Raw genomic sequence first — 25,820 nt, 5'->3', positions numbered from 1 at the left:
TCGTAATGAATTACGTATGTTCACTCAGAGACTTGGTATTCATTTTTCGTCTTGCGACGTTAAGAATCCATGTCACTTTGAGTGCCCACACAGATTGTCTGATAAATTGTTAAAGAGCAGTGCCGCTTCGTTTTCGCTGCGGCGCGGGGTGTGCATATTACGCTTTCCCGCTTCAGAGTCAAGCGTTTGTTTCGCTTTTCTCTGCTGACCCGGCGGCGTGTGTGCCGTTGTTCCGTGTCAGTGGAGGCGCATTATAGGGAGTTATTCTTAAGTGACAAGAGGAAATTCAAAAAAAGTTTCTGACCGTGTTTTTTTTCACCAACAGAGGTGATATCAAGCTACAAATTGTTCTATTTGATGTATCTGCAACCACAATCACATTCGAGGTGGCATAATTAACAGCATGAAACATTAAGGAATAAAAGCGATGCCATTAAGCGCACAACAGCTGGCCGCCCAAAAAAATCTGTCCTATGTGCTGGCAGAAAAGCTGGCGCAGCGGATTTTAGCGGGTAAATATGCCCCGGGGAGCATCCTGCCGGGTGAATTGGAGCTGGGTGAGCAGTTTGGAGTAAGCCGTACCGCGGTTCGCGAGGCGGTGAAAACCCTGACGGCAAAAGGCATGGTGCTTCCACGCCCTCGTATTGGCACGCGCGTGATGCCACAGAATAACTGGAATTTTCTCGATCAGGAGCTGCTCTCCTGGTGGATGACCGAAGACAACTTTCATCAGGTCGTCGATCACTTTCTGGTAATGCGCAGCAGTCTTGAACCTCAGGCATGCCTGCTTGCCGCCACGCTCGGGACAGCAGAGCAGAAAGCGCAGCTTAACGCACTCATGGAAGAGATGGTGTTCCTGAAAAAACACTTCAACCGGGAACGATGGATTGAGGTCGATATGGCCTGGCATGAACATATCTATATGATGAGCGCCAATCCGTTCCTCACTTCCTTTGCTTCGTTATTCCATTCGGTGTACCACACCTACTTTACCTCTATTACACAAGACGAAGTGGTAAAGCTGGATTTGCATCAGGCGATAGTAGATGCCATTCAGGAGAGCGACGGGCAGCGAGCCCTGACTGCATGTCAGGCATTGCTGACCGCACCAACCCACCAGCAGGTAAATAAATGACAGAGAAAAAAGCGCGCAGCATGGCCGGATTGCCGTGGATTGCAGCCATGGCGTTCTTTATGCAGGCACTGGATGCCACCATCCTCAATACGGCGCTTCCCGCCATTGCGCAAAGCCTTAACCGCTCCCCGCTAGCAATGCAGTCCGCCATCATCAGCTACACCCTCACGGTGGCGATGTTGATCCCGGTAAGTGGCTGGCTGGCCGATCGCTTCGGTACCCGCAGAGTTTTCATGCTGGCCGTAACGCTCTTTACGCTCGGTTCACTGGCCTGCGCGCTCTCCACTTCATTAACGGAGCTGGTTATCTTTCGCGTACTGCAGGGAATAGGCGGCGCGATGATGATGCCGGTGGCGCGCCTCGCTTTGCTGCGTGCCTACCCACGCAGCGAACTACTCCCCGTACTCAACTTTGTCACCATGCCAGGGCTGGTCGGCCCAATACTTGGCCCGGTCCTCGGGGGTGTGCTGGTTACCTGGGCAAGCTGGCACTGGATTTTCCTGATTAATATTCCGATTGGCGTGGCAGGGCTGATCTATGCCCGCAAATATATGCCGAACTTCACCACGCCAAGGCGCAGCTTCGATATGGGCGGCTTTTTCTTGTTTGGACTGAGCCTGGTGCTGTTCTCCAGTGGCATGGAGCTCATTGGCGAGAAGCTCGTTGAAACGTGGCTGGCGCTCGCCGTCATCCTCAGTGGTATTCTGCTGTTCCTTCTTTATATACGCCATGCGCGTCGTCACCCGACACCGCTTATCTCTTTATCTCTCTTTAACACCCGAACCTTTTCCGTCGGGATCGCGGGCAATATTGCCTCACGTCTGGGCACGGGCTGCGTACCGTTCCTGATGCCATTGATGCTGCAGGTGGGGTTCGGCTACCCGGCGCTGATTGCCGGCTGCATGATGGCGCCCACGGCAATGGGTTCCATTCTGGCGAAATCAACGGTCACGCAGGTACTGCGCTGGTTTGGCTATCGTAAAACGCTGGTTGGCGTGACGGTCTTTATCGGTCTGATGATTGCGCAGTTCTCGCTGCAATCCGCGGCGTTACCGGTCTGGATGTTGATCCTGCCGCTGTTTGTGCTGGGAATGGCGATGTCAACGCAGTTCACGTCGATGAACACCATCACCCTTGCGGACCTGACCGACGAGAACGCGAGCAGCGGCAACAGCGTACTGGCGGTGACCCAACAGCTGTCGATCAGCCTCGGGGTAGCCGTGAGCGCGGCGGTGCTGCGGTTTTATGAAGGGTTTGACGGCACGAATACCGTTGAGCAGTTCCACTATACCTTTATCACCATGGGCGCGCTTACCGTGGTGTCGGCGCTGGTCTTTATGTTGTTAAAACCGAAAGATGGCCGGAACCTGATTAAAGAGCGTCACAAAGAGAAAGCTAAACCGAACCGCGTTCCATCAGAACAGGAGTAAGCTGCAAACGTTGCTGTTGCAGCGTGGGCTGCGCCATACGGTGGATCAACACGTCGATGGCCAGCTCACCCAGCTCATCCTTCGGCTGATGGATCGTGGTCAGCGGCGGCGTCATGTAGCGCGCCAGTTCGATATCATCGTAGCCTACGATAGCCATATCGTCCGGAACGCGCAGTCCCGCCTGATACAGCGCCTGATAGGCACCAAACGCCATCGCATCGTTGCCGATAAACACCGCCTGTGGACGAGGCTCCTGCGCCAGCAGCGTCTGCATTGCCTCGAAACCGCCGTTAAACTCGAAATCGCCGGTGATGCGATAGCCATCAGGAATGGCAAGCCCTGCCCGCTCCATTGCCGAAAGATAGCCTTCCAGACGCAAGCGCGCCGGGGTTTTATCCAGCGGGCCGGTAATGCAGGCAATGCGGGTATGGCCTTTATCAATCAGGTGCTGCGTCGCCATATCGCCGCCCAGCAGGGAGTTATCCTGAATCAGATCGCTGGTCCCGTCGAACGGCGCCCAGTCCATCATTACCGTGGGAATAGAAGGATAGCGCTGAATGATCTCTTTTGAAGGTTGATGCGTTTCGGTACAGAGCAGCAGTAGCCCGTCGACGCGTTTTTGCATCAGCGTTTCCAGGTTGCGGTTCATGCGCTGCTCGTCGCCTTCGGTATTGCACAGCACGAGACTGTAGCCACGCTCGAAGCAGCTGCGCTCTACGCCACGAACAAGTTCAGAATAGAAAGGATTGGTACTGGCCGTGATCAGCATGCCGATGGTGCGCGTCTGGTTAAGCTTCAGACTGCGCGCCAGCGCCGACGGCGCATAGTTGAGATCTTTTACTGCGGCTTCGACTTTCTCCCGAATCGCCTCGCTGACGAAGCGGTCGTTATTAATAACGTGAGAGACGGTCGAAGTAGAAACGCCCGCCATGCGGGCGACATCTTTCATCGTAGCCAAGCGTTACCCCTGCTGACTTAAGAATTCATCGATCTCTTTACGCCACGGAACGGAAGGCTGTGCGCCTTTGCGCGTCACCGCAATCGCGGCGGCGGCATGTGCAAAGCGGATCGCGTCATCCATCGCTTTTCCTTCCAGCAATGCCGTCACCAGCGCACCGTTGAAGGTGTCTCCAGCGGCGATGGTATCGATGGCTTTGACCTTAAAGCCCGGCACGCGACGGCCTTCGCCATTGACGCTAGCCCACACCCCGCGGCTACCAAGAGTAATGATAACGGTCCCGATGCCTTTTGCATGCAGCACTTTTGCCGCACGCGCGGCATCATTGTCATTTTCAACGCGAATGCCCGTCAGCTTTTCCGCTTCGGTTTCGTTCGGCGTAATGATGTCTACCAGCGCCAGCAGCTCGTCAGATAATACACGGGCAGGGGCCGGATTAAGTACGACAGTGGTATGATTTTCATGCGCAATCCTGGCCGCGGCCAGCACGCTTTCAACCGGGGACTCCAGCTGCATCAGCAGGGCCTCGGCCCCGCCAATGATTGCACGTTGCGCTTCTACGCGCTCCGTTGTTAGCGCTGCGTTAGCGCCAGCATGAATACCGATAACATTCTCACCTTCAGCGTTAACGAAAATCAGCGCCACGCCGGTAGACTCTCCCGCGACAACGCTGACCGGTGCGATATCGATGTTGTCGCTCGCCAGCTGCTTGCGTACGCGCTCGCCGGTATCGTCATCACCCGTACAGGCGATAAACGCGATATTCGCCCCGCTGCGCCCGGCGGCAACTGCCTGGTTTGCGCCCTTACCGCCAAACGCGACCTGATACTGATTGCCGGTGACGGTTTCGCCCGGGGTGGGGAATGTTTCAAGGTTAAGAATGTGATCGGCATTGATACTGCCAAGGACGACGAGGTTGCCTGCGGTTTTCATGTATTGAGGTGTCCATCTGAGAGCGCCACCGGTATTACCCGGTGGCGTATGCCACACTTTTCTTTTATTTGGTGTCCCTCAGGCAGCCAGCGACTGCCTGAATCGCCTTTACTGCTTAATGACCAGCTTCAGGTCAACAGGGTATTTGGCCTGAACTTTTTCGCCCTTCAGCACCTTGTCGGCAGTTTCAACGCCAGTGGCGCCAATCTGCTCAGGCAGCTGAGCGATGGTCGCAGCCAGTTTGCCATCATTTACTGCTTTTTCACCATCCGGCGTGCCGTCAAATCCGACAACCATCACATCTGATTTACCCGCAGTCTGGAGCGCACGCAGCGCACCCAGCGCCATTTCGTCGTTCTGCGCGAATACCGCCTGCACATCTGGATGCGCGGTCAGCAGGTTCTGCATGACGTTCAGACCCTTAGTACGGTCAAAGTCTGCCGGTTGGCTGGCCAGCACGTTGAATTTATGTGCAGCCACGGCCTGCTGGAAGCCTTCACCACGTTCACGGGCCGCGGAAGTCCCGGCAATGCCCTGCAGTTCGATAACTTTCGCGCCTTCACCGGCTTTCTTCGCGATGTAGTCACCAGCAATTTTACCGCCCAGCACGTTATCAGACGCAATGTGGCTCACAACTTCGCCTTTCGTTGCCTGACGGTCCAGAGTGATCACCGGAATTTTCGCCTGGTTTGCCATCTTCACGGCGTTGCCTACGGCATCAGAATCGGTTGGGTTGATCAGCAGAATTTTGGTGCCACGAACGGTTAAGTCCTGAACGTTAGCCAGCTCTTTCGCCGGGTTGTTCTGAGAATCCAGCACCACCAGGTTGTAGCCCAGTTTGTCCGCTTCTTTCTGCGCACCGTCCTTCAGGGAGACGAAGAACGGGTTGTTCAGGGTAGAGACGACCAGCGCGATGGTATCTTTCGCCATGGCGTTAGCACTTACGGTTGCGCTCAGCGCGACAGCGGAAACCAGGGTAGCCAGTTTTTTCATGTTCATATCTAAGATGTCCTGTAGTGTCGTCAGTTACTGTTTTTTGTTGTCTACCAGTACCGCCAGCAAAATCACCACTGCCTTAACGATCATCTGGTAATAGGAGGAAACACCTAACAAATTCAAACCATTATTCAGGAAACCGAGAATCAGTGCGCCGATCAATGTCCCAACAATGCGACCTTTACCGCCCGCAAGGCTCGTACCGCCCAGAACCACTGCCGCAATAGCATCCAGCTCGTACCCCGTCCCCGCCGTCGGCTGCGCGGAAGAGAGGCGCGCCACTTCGATGATGCCCGCCAGTGACGCCAGCAGGCCGCACAGGGAGTACACGATAATTTTGACTTTATTGACGCTGATACCGGACAGGCGCGTCGCCGCTTCGTTACCGCCCAGCGCATAGATATAACGGCCCAGACGGGTATGGTGCAGCATGTACCACGCCGCTAGGAAGACGATAGCCATGATCCAGACCGGGGTCGGGACACCCAGCGGGCGACCGATACCGAACCAGCCAAACAGATCCGCGTTATCCGTAAACCCGGTATTCACCGGGCTACCGTTGGTGTAAACCATGGTCACACCGCGCAGCAGCAGCATCATCACCAGCGTGGCGATAAACGCCTGAACGCGGCCTTTTGCCACAATCACACCGGTAACGGCACCAATCGCCGCGCCAGCCGCCAGTGCAGCCGCAACGGCCACCAGCGCGTTGACCTCAATTCCCACAATTGAAGCGGCGATCGCACCGGTGAGCGCCAGCAGGGAACCGACGGACAGATCGATACCCGAGGTCAAAATCACCAGCGTCATGCCGACCGCCATAATGGCGTTCACCGACGTCTGCTGCAGAATGTTGAACAGGTTATTCACGGTGAAGAAATTCGGGCTCATGGTCGAGACAATCGCGATCAGCACCAGCAGGGCAATCAGCGATTTTTGTTCCATCAGCCATGCCTTTGTGAAATAGCGGCGACCAGAAACAGCCTGGGTAGTCATCTTCTTACTCCTGATTCACGCGATTAAGCTTGCCCACAGCGGCAGCCATCAGAACTTCCTGGGTGGCCTGCTCGCGAGTGAATTCACCGCCGAGATGCCCTTCATGCATGACGATAATGCGATCGCTCATGCCTAATACTTCTGGCATCTCGGAAGAGACCAGAATGATGCTCAGACCGTCGGCCTTGAACTGGTTAATCAGCTGATAGATCTCTTTTTTCGCGCCCACGTCCACGCCGCGGGTTGGTTCGTCGAGGATCAACACCTTCGGGCGCGTCATCAGCCCGCGGGCAATCGCCACTTTCTGCTGATTCCCGCCGGACAGCAGGCCAATAGCCTGCTCCATCGACGGGGTTTTAACGTTGAAGAGACGGATAAAATCACTGACCGCCTGCTGCTCATCTTTATGCTTCAGGCTGCCGCCGCTATGGCTGAAATAGCGCAGCGCGGTCAGGGACATATTCTCTTTCACCGACATGCCCAGCACTAAGCCGTCGCGCTTGCGGTCTTCGGAGATATAGACGATGCCGTTCGCCAGCCCGTCCTGCGGCGAGCGGGTCACCACTTCATGGCCGTCAAGAGTAACGTAACCGCTGGTGCGCGGCAGTGCGCCGTACAGCACTTTCATCAGCTCGGTACGGCCCGCACCCATCAGGCCCGCCACGCCCAGGATCTCGCCCTGACGCAGGGTAAAGGTCACATCATTTACGCCCGGGCCGCAGAGATTATCTACCTTCAGGCGGATCTCGCCCGGCGCTTTGTCCAGATGCGGATATTGGTCTTCGAGCTTACGTCCCACCATCATTTCGATCAGCGTATCTTCGGTCAGCGTCGCCACTTCGCGCTCGGCGATAAACTGGCCGTCGCGGAAGACGGTAACGTCGTCGCAAATTTCGAAGATCTCTTTCATGCGGTGAGAGATATAGACAATGCCGCGTCCCTGCGCTTTCAGCTCGCGGATCACGCGGAACAGGGATTCGGTTTCGGTATCGGTCAGGGCGTCGGTCGGTTCATCCATAATGATGACCTTCGACTCGAAGCTCAGCACCTTCGCGATTTCCACCATCTGCTGATCGCCGATGGAGAGGTCGCCCACCAGGCGGTCGCTCTTAAAGCGCAGGTTCAGCTTCGCCAGCAGCTTGTCCGCTTCGGCGTACATGGTTTTCCAGTCGATTTTGCCGAACCGGTTCACGAACTCGCGGCCCAGGAAGATGTTCTCCGCAATGGTCAGCTGCGGGATCAGGTTCAGCTCCTGGTGAATAATGCCGATGCCCGCTTCCTGAGAGGATTTCGGGCCGTTAAAGGTGGTTTCTTTACCCAGCCAAACGAGTGAACCGGCATCGCGCTGGTAGATCCCGGTCAGCACTTTCATCATGGTGGATTTGCCGGCACCGTTTTCGCCCACCAGCGCCATCACGCGTCCTGGGTAGACGTTAAGCGCCGCACCGGAGAGGGCTTTTACGCCCGGGAACGACTTATCGATCCCTTTGAGTTGCAGTAATGCGTCCATGATGGCCTCAGAAGGTGACGCCAGCACAGATAATGATATTCGCATACGGGGAACACTCCCCGCTGCGAATCACCGCCTGACTGTCTGCGGTTTGTTGTTTGAACTGTTCGTGCGTTGTGTAACGAATTTCTATGGTGTTTCCCTGGTGTTGTTGCAGTTGCTCAATGTGGCTGAGCAACGTTTCGTGGAGTTGCGGATTATGTTGTTTGATTTCCGCCGCGAGAATGGCCGCCTCAACCTGCATCTCCGCCGTCACCACCTCCAGTACCTGCATAAACGAGGGCACGCCCTGCGTTAACGCCATATCGATACGGGTTGTGCTGCGCGGAACCGGTAAGCCTGCATCGCAAACCACCAGCGTATCGGTATGCCCAAGACGGGAAATAACCGATGAGATTTCTGAGTTGAGAACCGTGCCTTTCTTCATTTTCTTGCTCCACTAGCGAAACGTTTCGCTAAAAACAGTGTAGCCGCATAAATGTTCAGAAAACCATCATGACGTAACGGATTTGTGATCAACGTCGAAACGTTTCGCTAAGTGAAATAATGAGGTGATTTTGGCGGGTATGTTGAGGATCGGGTAGGCCGGGTAAGCGCAGCGCCACCCGGCATTTTTAGAAGGACTTAAATCTCGACCTGCGTCCCCAGCTCAATGACGCGGTTAGGCGGGATCTCAAACTGGTCAGGCGCGCGCAGGGCGTTACGCTGCAGAATCAGATACAGCTTACCGCGCAGACGCAGGTACCACGGGCGCTTGCCGATGATCAGCGACTCGTGCGACATAAAGAACGACGTCTCCATCATCCGGCAGCTTAACCCTTCCAGACCGCAGCGGTGGAACACCTCTTCCACGTTCGGCGTTTCGCGCCAGCCGTAGCTCGCCACCACGCGCCAGAAGGTCGGGGACAGCTGCTCAATCTGTACGCGGCGCACGTTGTGAACGTACGGCGCATCTTCGGTGCGCAGCGTCAGCAGGATCACGCGCTCGTGCAGCACTTTGTTGTGCTTAAGGTTATGCATCAGCGCAAACGGGATCACATTCAGGGCACGAGACATGTAAACCGCGGTACCCGGCACGCGCACCGGCGGGGATTTCTCCAGCGACGCGATCATCGCCTCCAGAGAATTACCGTGCTCATGCATGCGGCGCAGCAGGCGGAAGCGCTCGCTTTTCCATGTGGTCATGACAATGAACATCAACAGGCCCAGCGTCAGCGGCAGCCAGCCACCGGAGACAATTTTGTCGAGGTTCGCAGAGAACAGCGGCACGTCAATGCACAGGAAGCCCACCAGAATCATCCCCACGAGGAACTTATTCCAGTGCCAGTTGCGGTACGCCACCGTGGTGGAGAGAAGCGACGTCAGCACCATCGTACCGGTCACGGCAATACCGTAGGCCGCCGCCAGATTACTGGAGTGTTCGAAGCTAACAATCACGATCACAACAGCAAAGTAGAGCAGCCAGTTAACGAACGGGATGTAGATCTGGCCCGACTCCATCTCTGAGGTATGGATGATGCGCATTGGCGAGAGATATCCCAGACGAACGGCCTGACGGGTCAGAGAGAACACCCCGGAAATCACCGCCTGAGAGGCAATCACGGTCGCCAGCGTTGCGAGGATCAGCATCGGCACCAGCGCCCAGTCAGGTGCCAGCAGGAAGAATGGGTTCTTAATCGCTTCCGGGTTCTTGAGCAACAACGCGCCCTGACCGAAGTAGTTCAGCACCAGCGACGGGAGCACCACAATAAACCATGCCACGCGGATAGGCAGCTTCCCGAAATGACCCATGTCAGCATAGAGCGCCTCCACACCGGTGATGGAGAGCACGACCGCACCCAGCGCCACGAAGGAAACCACTTTGTATTCAAGGAAGAAATGCACCGCCCAGTAAGGGTTTAGCGCATGCAGCACTTCCGGGTTCGCAATAATGCTGCGCAAACCGAGCGCCGCCAGGATCAGGAACCAGGCCAGCATAATCGGCGCAAACAGTTTGCCCACCAGCCCGGTACCGTGTTTCTGGATCATGAACAGCAGCGTCAACACGATGATTGCCAGCGGGACAACCCAGGCATCAAGCTGCGGGGCAATAATCTCCAGCCCTTCAATCGCCGAGAGCACCGAGATAGCCGGCGTTATCACCACTTCCCCGTAGAAGAAGCTGCCACCTATCAGGCCGATAATCACCAGCACAGACGTCATTCTGGCCGAAGTATTGCGACCGGCAAGGGACATCAGGGTCAGGATCCCGCCTTCGCCCGCATTATCTGCACGCATAACGAAGGAGAGATATTTAACGGAAACGACCAGAATCAGCAGCCAGAAGATGAGGGACAGGAAGCCAAACACGGCATCGCGCTCAACACCAAAGCCAAACTGGCCGGACAAACATTCACGAAGCGTATAAAGTGGGCTGGTGCCGATATCACCGTAGACAACCCCGATCGCCGCAAGCGTTATTGCGGGTAATGATTGCTTATTATCAGTGCTCATAGACTAGTCTTTTCGTTTAAATAACAAATGTGTTCCTGTCCCTTGGTCCACAAAAAGCGCACAGTATGCACGATTCATTGCAAAATCGTACCCCTAAATGCAACCGCATTAATGTAGCGCAAAGAAAATTGCGCCGCACTTCAGCCTATTACCAGCCCTGACTGAAACGTCTATACTCGCTTCAATTGGCCGCCACAACGGCGAAAGGATGCAAAACTATTATGGCTCACTCACATTTATTAGCAGAAAGAATTTCCCGCCTCAGCAGCGCGCTGGAGAAAGGCCTTTACGAGCGTAGCCACGCCATTCGCCTTTGCCTGCTGGCGGCATTGAGCGGTGAAAGCGTATTTCTGCTGGGACCGCCGGGCATTGCCAAAAGTTTGATTGCACGCCGCCTAAAGTTCGCTTTCCAGAACGCTCGCGCATTCGAGTATTTGATGACGAGCTTCTCCACGCCAGAAGAAGTTTTCGGTCCGCTTTCTATTCAGGCGCTAAAAGATGAAGGGCGCTATGAGCGTCTGACGGCGGGCTATCTCCCGGAAGCGGAAATCGTCTTTCTTGATGAGATCTGGAAAGCCGGCCCGGCCATTCTGAATACCCTGCTGACGGCAATCAACGAACGCCGCTTCCGCAACGGCGCGAGCGAAGAGAAGATCCCCATGCGCCTGCTGGTGGCCGCGTCAAACGAACTGCCCGAAGCCGACAGCAGCCTGGAAGCGCTGTATGACCGCATGCTGATCCGCCTGTGGCTGGATAAAGTCCAGGATAAATCAAACTTCCGTTCAATGCTGGTGAGCCAGCAGGACGAAAACGAAAACCCGGTGGCACCTTCACTGCAGGTGACGGACGAGGAGTACCATCAGTGGCAGGACGAGATCGGCAAAATTAAGCTGCCCGACGCCGTCTTTGAGCTGATCTTCATGCTGCGCCAGCAGCTTGATTCCCTGCCTTCCGCCCCGTACGTCTCGGATCGTCGCTGGAAAAAAGCGATCCGTCTGCTCCAGGCCAGCGCGCTGTTCAGCGGTCGCGACGCGGTCGCCCCTATCGATCTGATCCTGCTAAAAGACTGCCTCTGGCACGACGCAGAAGGCATGAACCTGATGCAGCAGCAGCTGGACGTTTTGATGACCGGGCACGCCTGGGGGCAGCAGGCGATGCTCAACCAGCTGGGGGCGATTGCCCAACGGCGCATTCAGCTCCAGCAGCAGCAAAGCGATAAAACCGCGCTAAAAGTGAACCGACTGGGCGGCATGTTCGCCCGCAAACCGCATTACGAGCTACCCGCCGATCTGACCGGCACGACGCTGACACTGCTGCTCCAGCAGCCCCTCAAGCTGCATGATATGCAGGTGGTGCACATTACGATTGAGCGCGAGCCGCTGGCGCAGTGGCTGGATAAGGGCGGGGAGATCCGCGGAAAGCTCAACGGCATCGGTTTCGCGCAGCCGCTGAATATGGAAGTGGACAGCAGTCAGCACCTGGTGATCCGCGACGTGAGCCTTCAGGGATCGCGTCTTGCGCTTCCCGGCACCGCCTCGGACAGCGTGCCGGAAGAGATTAAACAACAGCTGGAAGCGCTGGATACCGAATGGCATCAGCAGCACACCCGCTTCAGCGAGCAGCAAAAATGCCTCTTTATTCATAGCGACTGGCTAGGTCGCATTGAAGCCAGCCTGCAGGACGTCAGCGCGCAGATCAAACAGGCGCGTCAATGCTAACGCTGGACACGCTCAATATAATGCTGGCCGTCAGCGAGGAAGGGTTGATCGAGGAGGTGGTGATTACCCTTCTGGCATCGCCGCAGCTGGCGGCCTTCTTTGAAAAATTCCCGAAACTCAAAAAAGCGATGACGGACGATCTCCCGCGCTGGCGCGACAATCTGCGGCAGCGGTTTAAGGAGACAGAAGTCCCGCCCGAACTGACGGAGGAAGTCGCGGCCTATCAGCAGTGTCAGCGGCTATCGACGCCACAGTTTATCGTCCAGATCCCGCAAACCCTTACCCTGCTCGATAAAGTCCACTCTCCGTTTGCCAGCCAGGCCAGAACGCTGGTCGCAGAAAACGTCACCTTTACCCCGGCGCTGCACACGCTCTTTTTACAGCGCTGGCGCCTGAGCCTGGTCGTCCAAGCTACCACGCTGAACCAACAGCTTCTGGATGAAGAGCGGGAACAGCTGCTCAGCGAAGTCCAGGAACGCATGACGCTGAGTGGCCAGCTCGAAGAGGTGCTGGTAGAAAATGAAAACGCCGCTGGTCGCCTCTGGGATATGAGCGCCGGGCAGCTGCGGCGCGGGGATTATCAACTGATCGTGAAGTACGGCGACTTTCTTACCCAGCAGCCGGAGCTGATGAAGCTCGCGGAACAGCTCGGCCGCTCGCGAGAGGCCAAATCGGTCCCAAAGAAGGATGCCCCGATGGAAACCTTCCGCACCCTTGTACGCGAACCGGCTACCGTGCCGGAGCAGGTCGACGGACTCCAGCAAAGCGATGACATCCTGCGCCTGCTGCCGACCGAGCTAAGCACGCTGGGGATGACCGAACTGGAGTATGAGTTTTACCGGCGGCTGGTGGAAAAACAGCTTCTCACCTATCGGCTGCACGGCGAAGCCTGGCGAGAGAAGCTCAGCCAGCGCCCGGTCGTGCATCAGGACTTTGATGAGCAGCCGCGCGGGCCGTTTATTGTCTGCGTGGATACGTCCGGCTCAATGGGCGGCTTTAACGAGCAGTGTGCGAAGGCGTTCTGTCTGGCGCTGATGCGCGTGGCGCTCGCTGACCGCCGTCGCTGCTTTATCATGCTCTTCTCCAGTGAAGTCGTGGGCTACGAGCTGACGAACCAGCAGGGCATTGAGCAGGCCATCCGCTTTTTAAGCCAACGTTTTCGCGGCGGCACCGATCTGGCCAGCTGTTTTCGCAGCATTGTAGAACGGATGCAGGGCGGCGACTGGTACGACGCTGACGCGGTGGTGATTTCCGATTTCATTGCCCAGCGGCTGCCGGAAGATGTGGTAAATAAAGTGAAGGAGCTGCAGCGCGTGCACCAGCATCGTTTTCATGCCGTGGCGATGTCCGCACATGGAAAACCCGGCATCATGCGCATCTTCGATCATATCTGGCGCTTTGATACCGGGTTACGTAGCCGCCTGCTCAGACGCTGGCGGCGTTAATTAAAGAAGAGAATAGACGCTTTCACGTACCTGCTGCGGCCAGACCCCACACTGCACCTGACCAATGTGAGACAGTTGCAGCAGCAGCATGGTCAGACGGGACTGCCCGATACCGCCGCCGATGGTCTGCGGCATTTCACCGCGCAGCAGCGCCTGATGCCACTCTAATTTAAGGCGATCTTCATCACCGGTCACCGCCAGCTGGCGCTTCAGCGCCTCTGCATCCACGCGGATCCCCATCGAAGAGAGCTCAAACGCATCTTCCAGAACCGGGTTCCAGACCAGAATATCGCCGTTCAGACCGGCATATTCGCTTTCGCCCGCGGTGCTCCAGTCATCATAATCCGGCGCACGAACGTCGTGACGTTTGCCATCAGACAGTTTGCCGCCGATGCCAATCAGAAATACCGCGCCCAGTTCTTTAGCGATCGCCCGCTCGCGGCCTTTGGCATCCAGATCCGGGAAGCGGCTCAGCAGTTCCTGGCTGTGGACAAAGTGGATCGTATCCGGCAGGAACGGTACCAGACCAAACTCTTTGCTCACGGCTGCTTCGGTTGCTTTGATCCCCGCGTAGATCGCCTCAACGGTGGATTTCAGCGTGCCGACATGGCGCTCGCCGTCACCCATTACGCGCTCCCAGTCCCACTGGTCAACGTAGACAGAGTGAATCGAGGAGAGGCGGTCTTCATCGGGGCGAAGGGCTTTCATGTGCGTGTAGAGCCCTTCGCCCGCGCTGAAGTCGTGTTGTCCCAGGGTTTGACGCTTCCACTTCGCCAGGGAATGCACCACTTCGAACTGTGCATCTGGCAGTGTTTTCACTTTCACCTGTACCGCTTTTTCGCATCCAGACAGGTTATCCTGCGTCCCGTCACCCACGCGGCTCAGAATCGGCGCCTGAACTTCAATAAGACCAAGCTTCTCTTCAAGCTGGCGGGAAAAATGGGATTTTACGAAACTGATCTGGCGTTGTTTGGCGATGTAAGCGGTTTTCATTATTTATACTCCTGCGTCCTATTGATAATGATTAAGCAACAGAACCGGCACTAAATTCAATAACCCATCAACAAAAAGCCACCTTCACTTTTGATTCGTTAAAATAAGGCGCTAGAATAGACGTATTCATTAATCTTCATAAGAAAAAGCTATGGAAAATTATCAGATCGACAATCTGGACCGCGGCATCCTTGAGGCCTTAATGGCCAATGCCCGTACCGCCTACGCTGAACTGGCGAAACAGTTTGGCGTCAGCCCGGGAACCATTCACGTTCGCGTAGAGAAGATGAAGCAGGCAGGGATCATTACCGGCGCGCGCATCGACGTCAGCCCGAAGCAGCTGGGCTACGACGTCTGCTGCTTCATCGGCATTATTCTTAAAAGCGCAAAAGATTACCCCTCCGCGCTGGCAAAGCTGAACGCGCTCGATGAAGTCACCGAGGCGTACTACACCACCGGGCACTACAGCATCTTTATCAAGGTGATGTGCCGATCCATCGATGCCCTCCAGCAGGTACTTATCAACAAGATCCAAACAATCGATGAAATTCAGTCCACCGAGACACTGATCTCCCTGCAAAACCCGATCATGCGTACCATCCGCCCGTGATCGGGCAATTTCATTCCCACATTTTCCACAGGTAGATCCCAGCTCGTTCACAGCGTACAATGGCCCCCTCTTTATCTGAGCGAGCGATCAATGGCGGACATTACCCTTATCAGCGGCAGCACCCTTGGCGGTGCGGAATACGTAGCGGAACATCTGGCTGAGAAGCTGGAAGATGCAGGCTTTTCTACACAAACGCTGCACGGGCCGCTGCTTGAAGATCTCCCGGCTGACGGGGTCTGGCTGCTGATCACCTCCACGCACGGTGCGGGCGATCTGCCGGATAACCTGCAACCTTTATATGACGAACTGCTGGAACAGCAGCCCGACCTGTCAAACGTCCGTTTTGGCGCGGTGGGGATCGGCAGTCGTGAATATGACACCTTTTGCGGGGCAATAGAGAAGGTCGAAGCCGCTGTTACCGCTTGCGGAGCAAAACAGTTGGGTGAAACGCTCAAGATCAACATCCTCGATCATGATATTCCGGAAGATCCAGCCGAGATCTGGCTCGCGGAATGGAAAAATTTACTCAAAAACGATTAAAGATCGCGCGAACAGATGTGGATAACTCTGGTTAAAAGCTCGTATTAACCCGTAGTTATCCAAAGAACAACCGTAGCGTCGTTTTTGGCCTGTGTATAAAGTTGCGATCTGATCCCAGCTTATACGGTCCTGGATCACCGATCATTCACAGCAAACGATCCTTCCTAACTGCATGATCTTATTTGCAGGATCGGACTTATCCACACGTGTCCGCGATCCTAATAAGAGATCACAATAGAACAGATCTCTAAACAAAAAGATCTTCTTTTTAATAGCCCAGGATCCCAATGCTTTCTCGAAAGACTAAAGTTGAGTAGAATCCACGGCCCGGGCTTCAATCCATTTTCATACCGCTTTACGCGAGGCAGACCACCATGTTTTATCAGGATCCTTTTGACGTCATCATCATTGGCGGGGGTCATGCAGGCACTGAGGCCGCAATGGCCGCAGCGCGAATGGGTCAGCAGACCCTGCTTTTGACACACAATATCGACACGCTGGGACAAATGTCCTGTAATCCGGCGATTGGCGGCATTGGGAAAGGACACCTGGTAAAAGAAGTGGATGCACTTGGCGGCCTGATGGCGAAAGCGATCGATCATGCGGGCATTCAGTTTAGGATACTAAACGCGAGTAAAGGCCCTGCTGTTCGCGCCACTCGTGCGCAGGCAGACCGCGTGCTTTACCGCCAGGCCGTGCGCACCGCGCTGGAGAACCAGCCGAACCTGATGATCTTCCAGCAGGCGGTAGAAGATCTTATCGTTGAGAACGATCGCGTCGTGGGCGCCGTGACCCAGATGGGCCTCAAGTTCCGCGCCAAAGCCGTGGTGCTGACGGTCGGGACATTCCTGGATGGCAAAATCCATATTGGTCTGGACAACTACAGCGGTGGCCGTGCTGGCGATCCGCCGTCCATTCCGCTGTCTCGTCGTCTGCGTGAACTGCCGCTGCGCGTCAGCCGTCTGAAAACCGGCACGCCGCCGCGTATCGATGCGCGCACCATTGATTTCAGCGTACTGGCCCAACAGCACGGCGATAACCCGATGCCGGTCTTCTCGTTCATGGGCAACGCGGCGCAACACCCGCAGCAGGTACCGTGCTACATCACGCATACCAACGAAAAAACCCATGACGTGATCCGCAATAACCTCGATCGCAGCCCAATGTACGCTGGGGTGATCGAAGGGATCGGCCCACGTTACTGCCCGTCGATCGAAGACAAAGTGATGCGCTTTGCCGATCGTAACCAGCACCAGATCTTCCTGGAGCCGGAAGGGCTGACCTCGAACGAAATTTACCCGAACGGCATCTCCACCAGCCTGCCGTTCGACGTGCAAATGCAAATTGTTCGCTCAATGCAGGGGATGGAGAATGCGAAAATCGTTCGCCCTGGCTACGCTATTGAGTACGATTTCTTCGACCCACGTGACCTGAAGCCGACACTGGAGAGCAAATTCATCCACGGCCTTTTCTTCGCGGGGCAGATTAACGGCACCACCGGCTACGAAGAAGCCGCAGCGCAGGGGTTGCTTGCCGGTCTGAACGCTGCCCGCTTCTCTGCCGAGAAAGAGGGCTGGGCGCCGGCGCGTTCTCAGGCCTATCTGGGCGTTTTGGTCGACGATCTCTGCACGCTGGGCACCAAAGAACCGTACCGTATGTTTACCTCTCGCGCGGAATATCGTCTGATGCTGCGCGAGGACAATGCCGACCTGCGTCTGACCGAGATAGGCCGCGAACTGGGTCTGGTGGATGACGAACGCTGGGCGCGCTTCAACGAGAAGCTGGAACGTATTGAACAGGAACGTCAGCGCCTGAAAACCACGTGGGTAAACCCACAGGCGGAAACCGCTGCCGAAGTGAACGCTCACTTAACAGCGCCGCTGTCGCGTGAAGCCAGCGGCGAAGATCTGCTGCGTCGTCCTGAAGTCACCTACGAGAATCTGGTCAAACTGACCGCGTTCGCACCGGGCCTTGAAGACGCTGAAGCTGCCGAGCAGGTCGAAATTCAGGTGAAGTACGAAGGCTACATCGCGCGTCAGCAGGATGAGATCGAAAAACAGCAGCGCAACGAAAACACGCTGCTGCCGGAAATGCTGGACTACCGTCAGGTGACGGGCCTTTCCAACGAAGTGATCGCTAAGCTGAACGATCACAAACCGGTATCGATTGGCCAGGCCTCCCGTATCTCGGGCGTTACGCCGGCGGCGATTTCGATCCTGCTGGTGTGGCTGAAAAAGCAGGGCATGCTACGCCGTAGCGCGTAATTGACATTGCTTTTGGCGGGTGGCGCTTCGCTGACCCGCCCTACTTATTCGTAGGCCCGGTAAGCGGCAGCGCCACCGGGCAAAAAAACTCTCAACAGGTATTCACCGTGCTCAACAAACTCTCTCGTCTGCTGGATCAGGCAGGTATTTCGCTCACCGATCACCAGAAAAACCAGCTGGTGGCGTATGTCGATATGCTGAACAAATGGAATAAAGCGTACAACCTGACGTCTGTGCGCGATCCCAACGAGATGCTGGTTCGCCATATTCTCGATAGTATCGTGGTGGCGCCGTACCTGAAAGGTGAACGTTTTATCGACGTGGGGACGGGGCCGGGTTTGCCGGGCGTTCCGCTGTCGATTGTCCGACCCGAGAGCCATTTCACGCTGCTGGACAGCCTGGGCAAGCGCGTGCGCTTTTTACGCCAGGTTCAGCATGAACTGAAGCTCGATAACATCACGCCCGTACAGAGCAGGGTAGAGGAGTTTCCGGCAGAGCCGCCGTTTGACGGCGTTATCAGCCGTGCGTTTGCTTCGCTCAATGACATGGTGAGCTGGTGTAAGCATCTGCCGGCAGAAGATGGCCGTTTTTATGCGCTGAAAGGACAGCTGCCCGGTGATGAAATTGAACAGCTTCCGGTCGGTTTTAGCGTTGAAACTATCCAGAAATTAAACGTTCCGCAGCTCGACGGTGAACGTCATCTGGTGATAATTAAGCCAAACAATTTTTAAAAAAATAATAAAAAATGTGGAATTTGTGCTGTTCTGAGTATGTTAAAAAACAGCACAACTACCCGGGGTTAACCAGAGAGCGTTTAACCGCTTTTTTACCAGGGATTTTCTTGCGGTTAACCTCACGTCGATTATTCATCGCGAAGATAGTCAACTATGAAAATATCAGCCTGCTAAAAGTGGAAGGCTGTAACCAGAACGCAATGTTAATTATTTATTAAGAATGTCAATAAAAGGTTTTTATTGTGTACGGGGCTGTTTTGAAAATAGTTGCGATATTTTGTGTTTAATTTCAGAAAGATAATCCTGGGCGATTTACGGCTTTGATAAATACAACCTTATCGCAAATGTGTGTTTTGTGATCTCGTGCACGCTTTGTAGTCAACGTTTTCGCGCTGTTTGCAGTTTTGCTCGAAGGTCGGTGCTTTCTACGAAAGTTAAAAAATAGCGCTGGGGAAAAATATTTAAACATTTATTCACCTTTTCGCTACTTAATGTTTGAAATCACGGGTACGCACCGTATAATTTGTCCGCTTTTTGATGCTTGACTCTGAGCCTTAAAGGACGTTTTATACGACACGCGGCATACCTCGAAGGGAGCAGGAGTAAAAACGTGATGTCTGTGTCGCTCTTGAGTAGAAACGTTGCTCGTAAGCTTCTGTTCATTCAGTTTCTGGCTGTGATAGCAAGTGGACTGCTGTTTAGCCTCAAAGACCCCTTCTGGGGCATCTCCGCCGTGTGCGGGGGTTTGGCGGTCGTGCTGCCAAACGTGTTGTTTATGATTTTTGCCTGGCGTCATCAGGCGCATACACCCGCCAAAGGCCGCGTGGCCTGGTCCTTCGCCCTCGGCGAAGTGTGTAAGGTGTTGCTGACCTTTGCTCTACTGGTGATGGCGCTGGCGGTTTTGAAAGTGGTATTCATGCCGCTGATAGCAACGTGGGTTTTGGTGCTGGTGGTACAAGTTCTGGCTCCAGCTGTAATCAATAACAAAGGGTAAAAGGCATCATGGCTTCAGAAAATATGACGCCGCAGGATTACATAGGTCACCATCTGAATAACCTTCAGCTGGACCTGCGTACATTCTCGCTGGTGGATCCACATAACCCCCCGGCCACCTTCTGGACGATCAACATCGACTCCATGTTCTTCTCGGTGGTTTTGGGTCTTCTGTTCCTGGCCATGTTCCGCAGCGTTGCTAAAAAAGCGACCAGCGGTGTTCCAGGGAAATTCCAGACGTTCGTTGAGATGATCATCGGCTTCGTCCATGGCAGCGTGAAAGACATGTACCATGGTAAGAGCAAGCTGATTGCTCCGCTGGCCCTGACCGTGTTCGTTTGGGTCTTCCTGATGAACCTGATGGACCTGCTGCCAATTGACCTGCTGCCGTTCATCGGCGAGCACATCTTCGGCCTGCCTGCGCTGCGTGTTGTACCGTCTGCGGACGTGAACATCACCCTGTCGATGGCGCTGGGCGTGTTTATCCTGATTCTTTTCTACAGCATCAAAATGAAAGGCGTAAGCGGCTTTGTGAAAGAGCTTACCTTGCAGCCGTTCAACCACTGGGCGTTTATTCCGGTCAACCTGATCCTGGAAGGCGTTAGCCTGCTGTCCAAACCTGTTTCACTGGGTCTGCGACTGTTCGGCAACATGTATGCGGGTGAGCTGATTTTCATTCTGATCGCGGGTCTTCTGCCGTGGTGGTCACAGTGGGTTCTGAATGTGCCATGGGCCATTTTCCACATCCTGATCATTACGCTGCAAGCCTTTATCTTCATGGTTCTGACGATCGTCTATCTGTCGATGGCGTCTGAAGAGCACTGATTTTTTACCAACACTACTACGTTTTAATTGAAACAAACTGGAGACTGTCATGGAAAACCTGAATATGGATCTGCTGTACATGGCTGCCGCTGTGATGATGGGTCTGGCGGCTATCGGTGCTGCGATCGGTATCGGCATCCTCGGAGGTAAATTCCTGGAAGGCGCAGCGCGTCAACCTGATCTGATTCCTCTGCTGCGTACTCAGTTCTTTATCGTTATGGGTCTGGTGGATGCTATCCCAATGATCGCTGTAGGTCTGGGTCTGTACGTGATGTTTGCTGTCGCGTAGTAGTTGTTTTAAAACCCCAAGCCACAGAAATTTAAGAGGTATTGTGCTGTGAACATGAACGCAACAATCCTCGGCCAGGCCATCGCGTTTATTCTCTTTGTCTGGTTCTGCATGAAGTATGTATGGCCGCCTTTAATGGCTGCCATCGAAAAACGTCAGAAAGAAATTGCTGACGGTCTGGCTTCCGCAGAACGCGCTAAGAAAGATTTGGACCTTGCACAGGCCAACGCGACAGACCAGCTGAAAAAAGCGAAAGCTGAAGCTCAGGTAATCATTGAACAGGCTAACAAGCGCCGTTCTCAGATCCTGGACGAAGCCAAAGCTGAAGCAGAACAGGAACGTACTAAGATCGTGACACAGGCTCAGGCTGAAATTGAAGCTGAGCGTAAACGTGCTCGTGAAGAACTGCGTAAGCAGGTTGCGATTCTGGCTGTTGCTGGCGCCGAGAAGATCATCGAACGTTCCGTGGATGAAGCTGCTAACAGCGACATCGTGGACAAACTTGTCGCTGAACTGTAAGGAGGGAGGGGCTGATGTCTGAATTTGTTACGGTAGCTCGCCCCTACGCCAAAGCAGCTTTTGACTTTGCTGTCGAACACCAAAATGTCGATCGCTGGCAGAATATGCTGGCGTTTGCCGCTGAGGTGACGAAAAACGAACAAATGGCCGAGTTGCTTTCCGGTGCGTTAGCGCCTGAAACCCTCGCCGCGTCGTTTATCGCCGTGTGCGGAGAGCAACTGGATGCCAACGGCCAGAACCTGATTAAGGTGATGGCAGAAAATGGTCGTCTCCGTGTGCTCCCGGATGTTCTCGAGCAGTTTGAGCACTTACGTGCCCTTAGTGAAGCAACTGCAGAAGTCGAAGTGACTTCCGCGACTGAACTGAGTGACGAACAGCTTGCGAAAATCACCGCCGCGATGGAAAAACGTCTGTCACGCAAAGTTAAGCTGAATTGCAAAATCGATAAGTCTGTAATGGCAGGCGTAATCATCCGCTCGGGTGATATGGTCATTGATGGCAGCGTACGCGGCCGTCTTGAGCGCCTTGCAGACGTCTTGCAGTCTTAAGGGGACTGGAGCATGCAACTGAATTCCACCGAAATCAGCGAACTGATCAAGCAGCGCATTGCTCAGTTCAATGTTGTGAGTGAAGCTCACAACGAAGGTACTATTGTTTCTGTAAGTGACGGTGTTATCCGCATCCACGGCCTGGCCGATTGTATGCAGGGTGAGATGATTTCCCTGCCGGGTAACCGTTACGCTATCGCACTGAACCTGGAGCGCGACTCCGTAGGTGCAGTTGTGATGGGTCCATACGCTGACCTCGCCGAAGGCATGAAGGTTAAGTGTACTGGCCGTATTCTGGAAGTGCCGGTTGGCCGTGGCCTGCTGGGTCGCGTTGTTAACACCCTGGGTGCGCCAATCGACGGTAAAGGTCCGGTTGAGCACGATGGCTTCTCCCCAATCGAAGTTATCGCACCAGGCGTTATCGACCGTCAGTCCGTTGATCAGCCAGTGCAGACTGGTTATAAGTCCGTTGACGCCATGATCCCAATCGGTCGTGGTCAGCGTGAACTGATCATCGGTGACCGTCAGACCGGTAAAACCGCGATGGCAATCGACGCCATCATCAACCAGCGTGACTCCGGCATCAAATGTGTGTACGTGGCTATCGGCCAGAAAGCGTCCACCATTTCTAACGTGGTTCGTAAACTGGAAGAGCACGGCGCACTGTCTAACACCATCGTTGTGGTAGCAACCGCGTCTGAATCTGCTGCACTGCAATACCTGGCGCCATACGCCGGTTGCGCAATGGGCGAATACTTCCGTGACCGCGGTGAAGATGCGCTGATCGTATACGATGACCTGTCTAAACAGGCTGTTGCTTATCGTCAGGTTTCCCTGCTGCTCCGTCGTCCACCAGGACGTGAAGCATTCCCGGGCGACGTATTCTACCTCCACTCTCGTCTGCTGGAGCGTGCTTCCCGCGTTAACGCGGAATACGTCGAGAACTTCACCAAAGGTGAAGTGAAGGGCAAAACAGGTTCTCTGACCGCGCTGCCGATCATTGAAACCCAGGCGGGTGACGTTTCTGCGTTCGTTCCGACCAACGTAATCTCCATTACCGATGGTCAGATCTTCCTGGAAACCAACCTGTTTAACTCCGGTATTCGTCCGGCGGTTAACCCGGGTATCTCCGTATCCCGTGTGGGTGGTGCTGCTCAGACCAAGATCATCAAGAAACTGTCCGGTGGTATCCGTACCGCGCTGGCACAGTATCGTGAACTGGCTGCGTTCTCTCAGTTCGCATCCGATCTGGACGAAGCAACCCGTAAACAGCTGAGCCACGGTCAGAAAGTGACCGAGCTGCTGAAGCAGAAACAGTACGCTCCAATGTCTGTTGCTCAGCAGGGCCTGGTACTGTTCGCGGCTGAACGCGGTTACCTCGAAGATGTGGAACTGGCGAAAATCGGTAGCTTTGAAGCCGCTCTGCTGGCTTACGTCGACCGTGATCACGCTCCGCTGATGCAAGAGATCAACCAGACCGGTGGCTATAACGACGAAATCGAAGGCAAGCTGAAAGCTATCCTCGATTCCTTCAAAGCAACCCAATCCTGGTAATCGTCCGGCGGCTTGTCTCAGGGCAAGCCGCCTGGCATTGAGGAGAAGCTCATGGCCGGCGCAAAAGAGATACGTAGTAAGATCGCAAGCGTCCAGAACACGCAAAAGATCACTAAAGCGATGGAGATGGTCGCCGCTTCCAAAATGCGTAAATCGCAGGATCGCATGGCGGCCAGCCGTCCTTATGCAGAGACCATGCGCAAAGTGATTGGTCACCTTGCAAACGGTAATCTGGAATATAAGCACCCTTACCTGGAAGAACGCGACGTTAAGCGCGTGGGCTACCTGGTGGTGTCGACTGACCGTGGTCTGTGTGGCGGCTTGAACATTAACCTGTTCAAAAAACTGCTGGCGGATATGAAAGGCTGGTCTGATAAAGGCGTTCAGTGCGATCTGGCACTGATTGGCTCTAAAGGCGTCTCTTTCTTTAACTCCGTTGGTGGCAACATTGTCGCTCAGGTGACCGGTATGGGTGATAACCCGTCCCTGTCCGAACTGATCGGCCCGGTTAAAGTGATGTTGCAGGCCTACGATGAAGGCCGTCTGGACAGACTGTACGTTGTCAGCAACAAATTCATTAACACCATGTCTCAGGTTCCAACGCTCACTCAGATGCTGCCGTTACCGGCATCAGAAGATGACGAGCTGAAGCAGAAAGCCTGGGATTACCTGTATGAACCCGATCCGAAACCGCTGCTGGATACCCTGCTGCGTCGTTACGTTGAATCTCAGGTTTATCAGGGCGTTGTAGAAAACCTGGCCAGCGAGCAGGCCGCACGAATGGTGGCGATGAAAGCCGCGACCGATAATGGCGGCAGCCTGATTAAAGAGCTGCAGTTGGTTTACAACAAAGCTCGTCAGGCCAGCATTACTCAGGAACTCACCGAGATCGTCTCGGGGGCCGCCGCGGTTTAACCAGGTTTACGAATTACGTAGAGGATTCAAGATGGCTACTGGAAAGATTGTCCAGGTAATCGGCGCCGTGGTGGACGTCGAGTTCCCTCAGGACGCCGTACCACGCGTGTACGACGCGCTTGAGGTACAGAATGGTAACGAGAGCCTGGTGCTGGAAGTTCAGCAGCAGCTCGGCGGCGGTATCGTGCGTACCATCGCCATGGGTTCTTCCGACGGTCTGCGTCGTGGTCTGGAAGTTAAAGACCTTGAGCACCCGATCGAAGTCCCGGTAGGTAAAGCAACGCTGGGTCGTATCATGAACGTATTGGGTCAGCCAATCGACATGAAAGGCGACATCGGCGAAGAAGAGCGTTGGGCTATCCACCGCGCGGCACCTTCCTACGAAGAGCTGTCCAGCTCTCAGGAACTGCTGGAAACCGGCATCAAAGTTATCGACCTGATGTGTCCGTTTGCGAAGGGCGGTAAAGTTGGTCTGTTCGGTGGTGCGGGTGTAGGTAAAACCGTAAACATGATGGAGCTGATCCGTAACATCGCGATCGAGCACTCCGGTTACTCCGTGTTTGCGGGCGTAGGTGAACGTACTCGTGAGGGTAACGACTTCTACCACGAAATGACCGACTCAAACGTTCTGGACAAAGTATCCCTGGTTTACGGCCAGATGAACGAGCCACCAGGAAACCGTCTGCGCGTTGCGCTGACTGGTCTGACGATGGCTGAGAAATTCCGTGACGAAGGCCGTGACGTTCTGCTGTTCGTTGATAACATCTATCGTTACACCCTGGCCGGTACCGAAGTATCTGCACTGCTGGGTCGTATGCCTTCAGCGGTAGGTTATCAGCCTACGCTTGCGGAAGAGATGGGTGTTCTTCAGGAACGTATCACCTCTACCAAAACCGGTTCTATCACCTCCGTTCAGGCGGTATACGTACCTGCGGATGACTTGACTGACCCATCTCCAGCAACCACCTTTGCGCACTTAGACGCAACTGTGGTACTGAGCCGTCAGATCGCGTCTCTGGGTATCTACCCGGCCGTTGACCCGCTGGACTCCACCAGCCGTCAGCTGGATCCACTGGTTGTTGGTCAGGAACACTACGACACCGCGCGTGGCGTACAGTCCCTGCTGCAGCGTTACCAGGAACTGAAAGACATCATCGCCATCCTCGGTATGGATGAGCTGTCTGAAGAAGACAAACTGGTGGTAGCACGTGCGCGTAAGATCCAGCGCTTCCTGTCCCAGCCGTTCTTCGTTGCGGAAGTATTCACCGGTTCTCCGGGTAAATACGTTTCCCTGAAAGACACCATCCGTGGCTTTAAAGGCATCATGGAAGGCGAATACGATCACCTGCCAGAGCAGGCGTTCTACATGGTTGGTTCCATCGAAGAAGCCGTGGAAAAAGCCAAAAAACTTTAACGCCTTAA

At 54.7% G+C, this 25,820-nt stretch carries 24 protein-coding genes; 16 read left to right on the top strand and 8 right to left on the bottom strand.

What is annotated here, in order from left to right:
- Nucleotides 1-427: 427 nt before the first annotated feature.
- A complete protein-coding gene (locus ACMWL8_RS17460) occupies nucleotides 428-1,135 on the top strand; it encodes a FadR/GntR family transcriptional regulator (RefSeq protein WP_028014903.1) in 708 nt (235 codons plus the stop codon).
- Complete coding sequence (mdtD, locus tag ACMWL8_RS17455) at nucleotides 1,132-2,565, top strand: multidrug transporter subunit MdtD (RefSeq protein ID WP_028014904.1); 1,434 nt, start codon at nucleotides 1,132-1,134, stop codon at nucleotides 2,563-2,565. The genes ACMWL8_RS17460 and mdtD overlap by 4 nt, the downstream gene beginning before the upstream one ends.
- Here mdtD and rbsR read toward each other — a convergent pair.
- The 7 genes from rbsR to kup form a co-directional block, all read right to left on the bottom strand.
- Nucleotides 2,531-3,523 carry a ribose operon transcriptional repressor RbsR gene (gene rbsR / locus ACMWL8_RS17450; protein ID WP_028014905.1) on the bottom strand — a complete coding sequence of 331 codons (993 nt, stop codon included), beginning with the start codon at nucleotides 3,521-3,523 and terminating at the stop codon, nucleotides 2,531-2,533. The genes mdtD and rbsR overlap by 35 nt on opposite strands.
- Before the next feature lie 3 nt (nucleotides 3,524-3,526).
- Entirely contained in the window at nucleotides 3,527-4,456 is a 930-nt protein-coding gene (gene rbsK, locus ACMWL8_RS17445) for a ribokinase (RefSeq protein ID WP_045261170.1), read from the bottom strand.
- Between the two features lie 108 nt (nucleotides 4,457-4,564).
- Nucleotides 4,565-5,455 carry a ribose ABC transporter substrate-binding protein RbsB gene (rbsB, locus tag ACMWL8_RS17440; RefSeq protein WP_010426610.1) on the bottom strand — a complete coding sequence of 297 codons (891 nt, stop codon included), beginning with the start codon at nucleotides 5,453-5,455 and terminating at the stop codon, nucleotides 4,565-4,567.
- Between the two features lie 27 nt (nucleotides 5,456-5,482).
- Nucleotides 5,483-6,448, bottom strand: coding sequence for a ribose ABC transporter permease (gene rbsC / locus ACMWL8_RS17435; RefSeq protein ID WP_006808742.1), 966 nt, complete (start codon nucleotides 6,446-6,448; stop codon nucleotides 5,483-5,485).
- Between the two features lie 4 nt (nucleotides 6,449-6,452).
- Complete coding sequence (gene rbsA, locus ACMWL8_RS17430; protein ID WP_041911754.1) at nucleotides 6,453-7,958, bottom strand: ribose ABC transporter ATP-binding protein RbsA; 1,506 nt, start codon at nucleotides 7,956-7,958, stop codon at nucleotides 6,453-6,455.
- Nucleotides 7,959-7,965: 7 nt separating this feature from the next.
- Entirely contained in the window at nucleotides 7,966-8,385 is a 420-nt protein-coding gene (gene rbsD, locus ACMWL8_RS17425) for a D-ribose pyranase (RefSeq protein ID WP_045261171.1), read from the bottom strand.
- A gap of 197 nt (nucleotides 8,386-8,582) precedes the next feature.
- Entirely contained in the window at nucleotides 8,583-10,451 is a 1,869-nt protein-coding gene (gene kup / locus ACMWL8_RS17420) for a low affinity potassium transporter Kup (RefSeq protein WP_045261172.1), read from the bottom strand.
- A 221-nt stretch (nucleotides 10,452-10,672) separates the two neighbouring features.
- Between kup and ravA the strand changes: the two genes are divergently transcribed.
- Both ravA and viaA read left to right on the top strand, forming a co-directional pair.
- Nucleotides 10,673-12,169, top strand: a complete 1,497-nt coding sequence (gene ravA / locus ACMWL8_RS17415; protein ID WP_045261173.1) for an ATPase RavA — start codon at nucleotides 10,673-10,675, stop codon at nucleotides 12,167-12,169.
- Nucleotides 12,163-13,614 carry an ATPase RavA stimulator ViaA gene (gene viaA / locus ACMWL8_RS17410; RefSeq protein ID WP_045261174.1) on the top strand — a complete coding sequence of 484 codons (1,452 nt, stop codon included), beginning with the start codon at nucleotides 12,163-12,165 and terminating at the stop codon, nucleotides 13,612-13,614. The genes ravA and viaA overlap by 7 nt, the downstream gene beginning before the upstream one ends.
- Here viaA and asnA read toward each other — a convergent pair whose 3' ends face one another.
- Nucleotides 13,615-14,607 carry an aspartate--ammonia ligase gene (gene asnA, locus ACMWL8_RS17405; protein WP_045261175.1) on the bottom strand — a complete coding sequence of 331 codons (993 nt, stop codon included), beginning with the start codon at nucleotides 14,605-14,607 and terminating at the stop codon, nucleotides 13,615-13,617.
- 151 nt (nucleotides 14,608-14,758) lie between these two features.
- Between asnA and asnC the strand changes: the two genes are divergently transcribed.
- The 12 genes from asnC to atpD all read left to right on the top strand — a co-directional run bounded on the left by asnC (nucleotide 14,759) and on the right by atpD (nucleotide 25,812).
- Nucleotides 14,759-15,217 (top strand): transcriptional regulator AsnC, encoded by a 459-nt coding sequence (asnC, locus tag ACMWL8_RS17400; RefSeq protein WP_008500198.1) that lies wholly within the window; start codon nucleotides 14,759-14,761, stop codon nucleotides 15,215-15,217.
- Nucleotides 15,218-15,307: 90 nt separating this feature from the next.
- Nucleotides 15,308-15,757, top strand: a complete 450-nt coding sequence (mioC, locus tag ACMWL8_RS17395; protein WP_041911749.1) for an FMN-binding protein MioC — start codon at nucleotides 15,308-15,310, stop codon at nucleotides 15,755-15,757.
- Between the two features lie 374 nt (nucleotides 15,758-16,131).
- A complete protein-coding gene (gene mnmG, locus ACMWL8_RS17390) occupies nucleotides 16,132-18,021 on the top strand; it encodes a tRNA uridine-5-carboxymethylaminomethyl(34) synthesis enzyme MnmG (protein ID WP_045261176.1) in 1,890 nt (629 codons plus the stop codon).
- Between the two features lie 107 nt (nucleotides 18,022-18,128).
- Nucleotides 18,129-18,752: a 16S rRNA (guanine(527)-N(7))-methyltransferase RsmG gene (rsmG, locus tag ACMWL8_RS17385; protein WP_045261177.1), complete on the top strand. Its 624-nt coding sequence runs from the start codon at nucleotides 18,129-18,131 to the stop codon at nucleotides 18,750-18,752.
- Nucleotides 18,753-19,368: 616 nt separating this feature from the next.
- Nucleotides 19,369-19,749: a F0F1 ATP synthase subunit I gene (gene atpI / locus ACMWL8_RS17380; RefSeq protein ID WP_008500194.1), complete on the top strand. Its 381-nt coding sequence runs from the start codon at nucleotides 19,369-19,371 to the stop codon at nucleotides 19,747-19,749.
- An 8-nt stretch (nucleotides 19,750-19,757) separates the two neighbouring features.
- Nucleotides 19,758-20,573, top strand: a complete 816-nt coding sequence (gene atpB / locus ACMWL8_RS17375) for a F0F1 ATP synthase subunit A (protein WP_028014916.1) — start codon at nucleotides 19,758-19,760, stop codon at nucleotides 20,571-20,573.
- Between the two features lie 49 nt (nucleotides 20,574-20,622).
- On the top strand, nucleotides 20,623-20,862 hold the full coding sequence (atpE, locus tag ACMWL8_RS17370; RefSeq protein WP_000429386.1) for a F0F1 ATP synthase subunit C: 240 nt from the start codon (nucleotides 20,623-20,625) through the stop codon (nucleotides 20,860-20,862).
- Between the two features lie 48 nt (nucleotides 20,863-20,910).
- On the top strand, nucleotides 20,911-21,381 hold the full coding sequence (gene atpF, locus ACMWL8_RS17365; protein WP_003862370.1) for a F0F1 ATP synthase subunit B: 471 nt from the start codon (nucleotides 20,911-20,913) through the stop codon (nucleotides 21,379-21,381).
- Nucleotides 21,382-21,395: 14 nt separating this feature from the next.
- On the top strand, nucleotides 21,396-21,929 hold the full coding sequence (gene atpH / locus ACMWL8_RS17360; protein ID WP_003862369.1) for a F0F1 ATP synthase subunit delta: 534 nt from the start codon (nucleotides 21,396-21,398) through the stop codon (nucleotides 21,927-21,929).
- Nucleotides 21,930-21,941: 12 nt separating this feature from the next.
- The gene (gene atpA, locus ACMWL8_RS17355; protein WP_003862367.1) at nucleotides 21,942-23,483 is read left to right on the top strand and encodes a F0F1 ATP synthase subunit alpha; all 1,542 of its coding nucleotides are present in this window, start codon (nucleotides 21,942-21,944) and stop codon (nucleotides 23,481-23,483) included.
- Nucleotides 23,484-23,534: 51 nt separating this feature from the next.
- Complete coding sequence (atpG, locus tag ACMWL8_RS17350) at nucleotides 23,535-24,398, top strand: F0F1 ATP synthase subunit gamma (RefSeq protein WP_003862364.1); 864 nt, start codon at nucleotides 23,535-23,537, stop codon at nucleotides 24,396-24,398.
- A 31-nt stretch (nucleotides 24,399-24,429) separates the two neighbouring features.
- Nucleotides 24,430-25,812, top strand: a complete 1,383-nt coding sequence (gene atpD / locus ACMWL8_RS17345) for a F0F1 ATP synthase subunit beta (protein ID WP_003862362.1) — start codon at nucleotides 24,430-24,432, stop codon at nucleotides 25,810-25,812.
- The last annotated feature ends 8 nt before the right edge of the window (nucleotides 25,813-25,820 follow it).

The organism is Enterobacter sp. 04-C-12-SI-ECC, assembly GCF_047530715.1.
Classification (GTDB): domain Bacteria; phylum Pseudomonadota; class Gammaproteobacteria; order Enterobacterales; family Enterobacteriaceae; genus Enterobacter; species Enterobacter bugandensis.
Note: the sequence above shows the minus strand (reverse complement) of the source record. Positions and strands in the feature narration are given on the sequence as shown.